Raw genomic sequence first — 6,205 nt, forward strand, 5'->3', positions numbered from 1 at the left:
ATTAATTTTCATTAGTACTAGCCGGCTAGTACTGAGTGTCGAGATATTGACCATCTAGAGGTGTATTAGCTCTGGTGTTTACCTTGTATTTTAGTTACGCTGCAACTACCAAGAATTATTTAAGACGCTTCATTACAAGGACTGAAGTGTCTACAAAGGATTAGATTCAACTAATGGAAAGCTTAACACTCCAACCCATCCAAAAAGTATCCGGAACGGTTAACCTTCCAGGTTCAAAAAGTGTCTCGAATCGTGCTTTATTGCTTGCTGCGTTGGCAGAAGGTACGACCACACTCACCAATCTTCTAGATAGTGATGATATTCGTCATATGCTTAACGCCCTCACCAGTTTGGGTGTCGAGTATCAGTTATCCGAAGACAAAACTCAATGCATCGTTAAAGGTTTAGGTCAACCATTCAGTGTCTCGGAACCAAAAGAACTATTTCTTGGCAATGCAGGTACTGCGATGCGTCCTCTAGCAGCTGCGCTTTGCCTTGGTGAAGGCGAATATGTTCTTACTGGCGAACCAAGGATGAAGGAAAGACCCATTGGTCACTTGGTTGATGCGCTTAAGCAAGCTGGTGCGGACGTCGAATATCTAGAAGCAGAAAACTATCCGCCTCTAAAGATCGTTGGTACCGGTTTGACAGGTGGACTAGTCAAAATTGATGGTTCCATTTCCAGTCAGTTTTTAACAGCATTCTTGATGTCTGCACCATTGGCGAAGGCTGATGTCACCATCGAAATTGTCGGTGAATTGGTATCAAAACCATATATCGATATTACGCTGCATATAATGGAGCAGTTTGGTGTTAAAGTTGAAAATCGTGACTATCAACAGTTTATTATTAAGTGTGGTCAACAATACCAGTCTCCAGGCCAGTTTTTGGTAGAAGGGGATGCGTCTTCAGCCTCCTATTTCCTTGCTGCTGCAGCCATCAAGGGCGGTGAGATAAAGGTGACGGGTATTGGTAAGAACAGTATTCAGGGTGATATTCGATTTGCCGACGCGCTAGAAAAAATGGGCGCAGAGATTGAATGGGGTGATGACTACATTCTGTGTCGTAAAGGTGAATTAGTGGGTATTGATATGGACTATAATCATATCCCTGATGCTGCCATGACTATTGCTACGACGGCACTCTTTGCAAAGGGCACAACTGCAATTCGTAACGTATACAACTGGCGAGTAAAAGAAACAGATCGTCTTGCGGCTATGGCTACCGAATTGAGAAAAGTAGGTGCCACAGTAGAAGAAGGAGAAGACTATATTATCGTCGAGCCAACTGATGCCCTAAAACATGCTGCGATTGACACGTATGATGATCACCGAATGGCAATGTGTTTCTCTCTCGTTGCGTTGAGTGACACACCAGTGACGATCAACGATCCTAAGTGTACGTCAAAAACGTTCCCTGACTACTTTGATAAATTGGCAGATTTAAGCCAGTAACATAGTGAACAATAACGCCCCTGAATCGGGGCGTTATTATTTAGTTCTGTAGAGTAAACTCTTTCGAAAGGTGGTGTGCAAGGTATTTAAACATATTAAATACCGCCGTTGTTTTCTCGGTTGGTAGCCCTTTATCATCGAGGAAGTAGTTACCTTTGAAAACTAGGACACCGTCTTTTTCTTCGACGCTGTCTGCACGCATTCCTTCAATGAAATCATCATGTTCCTGAATGATTTGGTTGGCGATGAGCAACAAATCAAACTCTGTGATGGCGGTTTTCTGTGACATATTGATGTCCTCTATATAAAACATTACCGCGTAGTGTATGAGTGCCAACACATTTTGCAAGGACAAATATCTCGGCTATAGTTAGCAGCAATTTGTGATAAGCAACAAATTTTGGTGAATGTTGCTAGGCAACAATCTTAAATGGCGTTTAATATTGCGCCATTTTTCAAGCGATGAGTTCTATTTGATCGGACATTTGTCGAGCAATCAGAATCTAATTGCAAAAAAACTGGTTGATCTTCTTTTGTTCTCGCTCAATAGTAAAAAGAAGCATAAATTTCGAACATCGTGCGATTAAATGTCGCAATGTGATATAGGACGTTAGTGTCATTATGGGAAAGTCACTGGTTATAGTGGAGTCACCCGCTAAGGCTAAAACCATTAACAAATACCTCGGTAAAGACTTTATCGTGAAGTCGAGTGTAGGTCACGTGCGTGACTTACCAACTGCAGGGCAAAGTACTGGTAAAAAAGCAGCAGCTGTCTCTACAAAAGGCTTAAGTGCTGAAGAAAAAGCACGTATTAAAAAAGAAAAAGACCGCAAAGCGCTAATTAAAAAAATGGGTATTAACCCATATGATGATTGGGCAGCAAACTATCAAGTATTGCCTGGCAAAGAAAAAGTAGTTGCCGAGCTACAAAAACTTGCGAAAGACGCTGACCATGTTTATCTCGCAACCGATTTGGACCGCGAAGGAGAGGCTATCGCATGGCACCTTCGTGAGATCATCGGTGGCGATGAAGAGCGATATAAACGAGTAGTATTTAACGAAATTACCAAAAACGCGATCCAACAGGCATTCCAAGATCCTGGTGAACTGAATATGGATGGCGTGAATGCACAGCAAGCACGACGTTTCTTAGACCGTGTTGTTGGTTTTATGGTGTCTCCGCTTCTTTGGAAGAAGGTCGCACGAGGCCTATCTGCTGGTCGGGTCCAGTCAGTTGCCGTTAAGCTTCTCGTAGAGCGTGAGCGTGAAATTAATGCGTTTATCCCAGAAGAATTTTGGGATATTCATGCGGATACTAAAACTTCGGATAAGACAGATTTCCGTCTACTAGTTGCTCAAAAAGCGGGCAAGGCGTTCAAACCATCTAATGAAACAGAAGCGCAAGCCGCTGTTTCTGTATTGGATAAGGCGACGTACGAAGTTTGTAAACGTGAAGACCGTCCAACTCAAAGTAAGCCATCAGCACCTTACATCACTTCTACGCTGCAGCAGGCTGCAAGTACGCGCCTAGGTTATGGTGTTAAAAAGACCATGATGTTGGCTCAAAGGCTGTATGAAGCGGGTTATATCACCTATATGCGTACCGACTCTACCAACTTGAGTGCAGAAGCCGTTGATGCAGTCCGTGGCTATATTGATAGTGAGTTTGGTGGTGCCTATCTTCCTGAAAAACCAAACTTCTACGGAAGCAAAGAAGGTGCTCAGGAAGCGCACGAAGCGATTCGTCCTTCAGACGTTAACGTGAAAGTTGATGATCTTTCAGGTATGGAAGCCGACGCTCATAAGCTATATGCACTTATCTGGAATCAGTTCGTGGCTTGTCAAATGACACCAGCGAAGTACGATTCCACAACGATCAGCGTGAAAGCTGATGAGTATACGTTGAAAGCGAAGGGACGTATTCTTAAGTTTGATGGTTGGACTCGTGTTCAGCGTCCAATGGGAAAAAACGAAGATGCTATCCTTCCTGCAGTACAGCTGGGCGATAAGCTTGACCTTGTTGCGTTAGATCCTAAGCAACACTTTACCAAGCCACCTGCACGTTACACCGAAGCGGCTTTAGTTAAAGAGCTAGAGAAACGTGGAATTGGTCGTCCTTCTACTTATGCATCAATCATCTCAACGATTCAAGATCGTGGTTATGTAAAAGTTGACCAGCGTCGTTTCTATGCTGAGAAGATGGGTGAGATAGTGACCGATCGTCTTGATGACAGCTTCACTGATTTGATGAACTACGACTTTACTGCTCGCATGGAGCAGAAGCTCGATCAAATCGCCGAAGGTGATGCAAGCTGGAAAAATGTATTGAACGAATTCTTCGAAGAGTTCACTACTGATTTAGGCAAAGCTGAGCAAGACGAAGAGCATGGCGGTATGAAGCCAAATCATATCGTTATGACAGAAATTGAATGTCCTACATGTTCACGTCCTATGGGTATTCGTACTGCTTCAACTGGCGTATTCTTGGGCTGTTCTGGCTATGCTTTACCACCTAAAGAGCGTTGTAAAACGACGATTAACTTGGGTGATGAAGAAGGCATTATTAACGTTCTTGAAGAAGACGTCGAAACGGCAGCTCTGCGTGCTAAGAAACGTTGCCCAATTTGTGAGACGGCAATGGATGCTTATCTGATTGATGATAAGCGTAAGCTTCATGTTTGCGGTAATAACCCAAATTGTGAAGGCCATGTGGTTGAACAGGGTGAGTTTAAAGTTAAAGGTTATGATGGCCCGACGGTCGAATGTGACAAGTGTGGCTCTGAAATGGTACTTAAGAACGGCCGTTTTGGTAAGTACATGGACTGCACCAGTGAGACCTGTAAAAACACCCGTAAGATCCTTAAAAACGGTGAAATAGCACCTCCTAAGGAAGACCCAGTTCATTTCCCAGAGCTTCCTTGTGAAAACTCGGATGCTTACTTTGTACTGCGTGATGGTGCATCAGGCCTATTTATGGCTGCTAGCAACTTTCCTAAATCTCGTGAGACTCGCGCACCGCTTGTAAGTGAACTTGCGAAATACAAAGAACGTTTATCGCCGAAGTTCCACTATCTTGCGGATGCACCAACAGAAGATCCAGACGGTAGACCAACGGTAGTTCGTTTCAGTCGTAAGACGAAAGAGAATTATGTTCGTTCTGAAATCGATGGTAAACCATCGGGTTGGACTGGGCTATATGTTGATGGTAAATGGGAAATTACCGATAAGCGTAAAAAGCCTAAAAAATAATCTCTGAACTTTCTAATTAACAGCACTCATTTGAGTGCTGTTTTTTTATCCTCGCTATTAAATCCTTCATTTTGTAAATGACTGTATATATTTAGTACATTCATTATCTTTATATATCTATTGAACTGGTCATAGCAGTTTAGCTTATTGTTTTTCAGGCAGTTTTCACTAAAGCGTAGTTGAGGTGAATTACATGTTAACAATATGTGTTGATAAGGTGATGTCGGTATGCCATTCTGTGACTAAAGGCATAAGTTTTGATGCAACTGTGTTCAATGCCAAATAATGCGTCATGATGCATTGTATTCTTATTTCAAAACGATAATTTAGATAAAAACCATATTAAAAAAATGGTTGGCTCAAGGCTAATAATTAAACAACTTGGCCTAAAACCTATTTTATATACAAGATTCAACGTTTGAATGGTCGATGAAATAATCGACATTGTCATCCGTTAATAAAGAAGTCGGGTACCCCCAAATGTAATTTAACTACCCGACAATAAATGGAAAAAGCTGTAATAAAACGGAGATATCAATGGCTGGTGTATTGGGAATGATTCTTGCTGGTGGAGAAGGCTCTCGCCTACGTCCTTTAACCGAATCACGTAGCAAACCTGCGGTACCATTTGGAGGAAGCTATCGTCTGATTGACTTCGCTCTGAACAACTTTATCAATGCTGACTTAATGCGAATTTATGTCCTCACTCAATTTAAGTCTCAATCACTCTATCAACACATGCGCAAGGGTTGGAATCTGACGGGAATCACCGATCGATTCATTGACCCCATTCCTGCACAAATGCGTGATGGTAAACGTTGGTATGAAGGTACTGCGGATGCGATTTATCAAAACGTTCGTTTTATCGAGTTAGCCAATCCTGAGCATGTATGTATCTTTGGTTCTGACCATATCTATAAAATGGACATTCGTCAGATGCTAGACTTTCACAAACGCAAGGAAGCGAAACTAACCGTTTCAGCACTGCGAATGCCATTAGCGGAAGCGTCTGAATTTGGTGTGATTGAAGTTGATGAAGAAGGCAAAATGATTGGCTTTGAAGAAAAGCCACAAAACCCGAAATCAATCCCTGGTCACCCTGATATGGCGTTAGTGTCTATGGGCAACTATATCTTTGAAGCAGAAAGTCTCTGCAATGAGCTACGTATAGATGCCGAGAATACTGAGTCTAGCCATGATTTTGGTAAAGATATCATTCCTAAGATGTTCCCTGAAGGAGATGTCTATGTTTATGATTTCTCTACCAACAAAATCAGCGGTGAGAAAGACACTACTTACTGGCGTGATGTAGGTACGATCGACTCGTACTGGGCGGCTCACATGGATCTTCTTCAGGAAGATGCTCAGTTTTCGCTATACAACCGTAAATGGCCGCTTCACACTTATTATCCTCCGTTACCGCCAGCAACTTTCGTTGACGCTGAGCATCAAAAAATCAAAATTACTGACAGCTTGATTGCTGGTAACTATTCACCCGCGAG

4 protein-coding genes are annotated in these 6,205 nt (G+C 42.5%); 3 read left to right on the forward strand and 1 reads right to left on the reverse strand.

The annotated features are described in order from the left end of the window. The first annotated feature begins 173 nt into the window (after positions 1-173). The gene (gene aroA, locus HW45_RS21550) at positions 174-1,454 is read left to right on the forward strand and encodes a 3-phosphoshikimate 1-carboxyvinyltransferase (protein WP_038229592.1); all 1,281 of its coding nucleotides are present in this window, start codon (positions 174-176) and stop codon (positions 1,452-1,454) included. 40 nt (positions 1,455-1,494) lie between these two features. Here the strand turns inward: aroA and HW45_RS21555 are convergent, their stop codons facing one another. Continuing rightward, on the reverse strand, positions 1,495-1,743 hold the full coding sequence (locus tag HW45_RS21555; protein ID WP_031494484.1) for a YciN family protein: 249 nt from the start codon (positions 1,741-1,743) through the stop codon (positions 1,495-1,497). Between the two features lie 332 nt (positions 1,744-2,075). On the opposite strand from HW45_RS21555, the gene topA reads away from it, so the two are divergent. Together topA and glgC are read left to right on the forward strand one after the other, a co-directional pair. Continuing rightward, entirely contained in the window at positions 2,076-4,703 is a 2,628-nt protein-coding gene (topA, locus tag HW45_RS21560) for a type I DNA topoisomerase (protein WP_038229594.1), read from the forward strand. A 537-nt stretch (positions 4,704-5,240) separates the two neighbouring features. After that, positions 5,241-6,205 (forward strand): glucose-1-phosphate adenylyltransferase (gene glgC, locus HW45_RS21565; RefSeq protein ID WP_081875872.1); only part of this gene is annotated, 965 nt, incomplete at its 3' end.

Source organism: Vibrio sp. ER1A (assembly GCF_000733315.1).
Lineage (GTDB): Bacteria > Pseudomonadota > Gammaproteobacteria > Enterobacterales > Vibrionaceae > Vibrio > Vibrio mediterranei.